Genomic DNA, 2,893 nt, shown 5'->3' on the forward strand with positions numbered 1-2,893 from the left:
CCAGCTGTAATGTCGAGCTGTTCAGGGATTGCCACTGGCACGACCAGGATCTGGTACGCGTGATCCGGGCGCAGGACCCGCACCTGTTCCGGCTGTTTGACGAAGGCGAGGTCCTGCATCTGTGCAACGGTGGCCAGACCCTGATTGATGAGCGCAGCCCGCAGGAATTCTATCACAAGAAAACCGGGGCAAAGCCCTGCATCGTGCATTTTGCCGGCGGCGCTTGGAAGCCCTACGCCTCAATCGCCCCGTCCTATACCGTCAATGACAATGCGTATTTCTTCATAGAAGAGCAGACGGAACGTTACGACGCGATCCGCAAGCTGAGTGACTATGATCCGTTTGACGCCCAAAGCGAATTCTTTTCCGAACATAATGCGACATCAAAGATCGCTTCTCGTGACCGGTGGATGAAACTGACGGCGGACCGTGACAAGAAACGCATGCTGTTCTGTTCATGGCTGGATACCGGCAGTCATCGCCCCTTGCGTCATAAGCTTGCAGATTTTCTGGGGGACGAGACTTTTGATCTTGCCATCATAGATGGCAATGTGAAGGCCAAAGATCATGAGGGGTTGGTTGTAGAAGACCTACCGGATCTGCTGACTCAAGTAACGCGAACTGTGCGCAATGATCGTTTTGGTCGTCAGTTCGGATATGTGCGGGATGATGTCCCGGAAGAAGCAATCGAGGGCGCGATCGCCGCGCTTGTCAAGGAATACAACTGTTCCCAAAGAAACGCGCGGGCGGTGGCCAATGCCGCCTATATCTATTTCAGCAAGGCGATAGCATTTTACAAACCCGATGTGGTTGTGGGATGGGCCATCTATCAAAGCGGTACGCGTGTTCTGAAACAAATATGCAAAGCCCGGGGCATTCCGTTCATAACGATGGAGTTCGGCGTCCTGCCGGAAACTCTGCTTTTTGATTGTTTGGGGCATATGGGCGAAAGCTGGGTCGCTCAGCACTCTGACGATTTCAACAAACTTCCGCTGGATGACGGCGACAAACAGGCTGCGCGTGACTACTTGCAAAAAGTGCGGCAGGATCGGCCGTCTCGCAACGTCAAAGTGGATTTAGCCGCCACGACAGCCAGTCGGCTTGAGCGTTTGAAGAAGTCTGGAAAGAAAATTGTTGTCTATATCGGCAGCAATTGTGCGAGTTCTGGACATGTGCCCTACGATGCGGCCGCGCGAAAGCATCATTCGCCATTCTTCCGTGACAATGACGATGTTGTACGCAATCTGTCGAAGGCTTTCGAAGGCAACAAAGATATCCATCTGATTTACAAGCCTCATCCCATCTCGATCACCCGCGGGTTGGATTTGGCGGATGAGTATCCCGGAATCACTGTTATGGCCGACGTGAATCTTGACGATTGCCTGGCCATCGCTGACTTGGCGGTGGTCAAGGTCTCGCAGAGCAACTACGAGGCCATTCTTCGGGATGTTCCGGTGTTGATGGTCGGCCGTAATCAACTTTCAGGTTCAGGTGCGGCTTACGAGCTGGGCGACAAAGATGCCCTGAAAGTTGAGGTTCTGAACGCGCTTGAAACGGGCGTGACGCAGGCGCAGAAAGCGGCATTTGACGATCATGTCGCGCGGCTCTTGAAGTATTATCTTTATGCGATTTCAGGTACAAATAACGGTCGCCCGCAATCCCAAGTGACAAAAGATATCGCGGCGATGCTTGATCAGGCAGGGCCAGAGCATCTGAACGCTGAGCAGAATGCGCTGCATGCCAACCCCAACCCCGAACCCATGATCGGTGATACGCCCGCGCTTTCGGTCATAATGCCGGTGTACAACGGACAGCGTTATCTGGCGGACAGCATCGGGGCGGTTCTTTCGCAGACCTTTGGCGATTTTGAACTGATCTGCGTTAACAATGGTTCAACGGACGCGTCGCAGGACATACTGGACTATTTTGCGGCGCGCGATCCGCGTATCCGGCTTTTCAATCTGGACGTGGCCGACCAGGGGGCAGCAAGAAATCTGGGCACCAACCAAGCTCGGGGGCATTACCTGCATTTCATGGACTGCGACGATCTGCTGATCCCTACAGCGTATGAAGAACTGATCAGCGCGATGGAAACCAGTCAGGCTGAAATTCTTTACTTCTTCTATGCAGAACTGATTGGAACTCCGACCCCCACCAGACCGCGATACCGGGAGTTTAGGAATTATCTGCCTCTGCAGCAGCTGTTCAAAGTTGAAGACCGACATCAACCTTTGTTTGCGCAATACCCGTTCACATGGGCCAAACTGTTCCGGGCAGATTTTTTCCGTCAACACGCGTTGTTTTTTGATACGGATTGTGAAAATTTTGAAGACAACCCGCAGAATCTGCGTTCTCTTCTCGCAAGTCAGAATGCCCATGTTCTCAACCGGCCACTCTATCGGTATCGCGTCCACAATGCGTCGATCAGCCAGATAGCCAATTCGCGTGCGATGGGGATGTTGGATGCGGTTCGCCTGATGAATGAGGTCTACGCCAAAGCCGAGCGTTATGACGAGTTTCAGAAGTATTACGTTCCCTACAAGATGCATCTTCTGCATCACGCCTGGACCCGGTTGCCCAAGGAGATGAGGGCGGAATACATAGGCAAGATCGCGGAATTGTACCTGCCCGGGGATGTGGATTATTTTGAGCGAGATGACCTTTCCTCGATGTTTCCTTTCCTTGAGGCGGAAAAGGTTGAATTCGCCCGCGCGTCCTTGCGTGGCGAACAACCCTCAAAGGTGAAAAAGAAACGCAAATCAAAGCGGCAAAGTGGCGGGGAGAATACCAATTGGTCGACAGCAAAACCAGCCGATCAGCGCCTGAAAAAACGTATTTCACGTCGTCTGAAGCAAAAGGCCCCCGGGTTGGTTCGGTTTGTCAAACGCGTACC

General features: G+C 52.9%; 1 protein-coding gene. It reads left to right on the forward strand.

Annotation, left to right across the window (positions count from 1 at the left end; genetic code table 11):
* The coding region (locus tag MPJ51_RS21650) for a glycosyltransferase (RefSeq protein ID WP_298391129.1) at positions 1 to 2,893 on the forward strand (2,893 nt) is incomplete at both ends.

Source organism: Ruegeria sp., assembly GCF_028066395.1.
Taxonomy (GTDB): domain Bacteria; phylum Pseudomonadota; class Alphaproteobacteria; order Rhodobacterales; family Rhodobacteraceae; genus Ruegeria.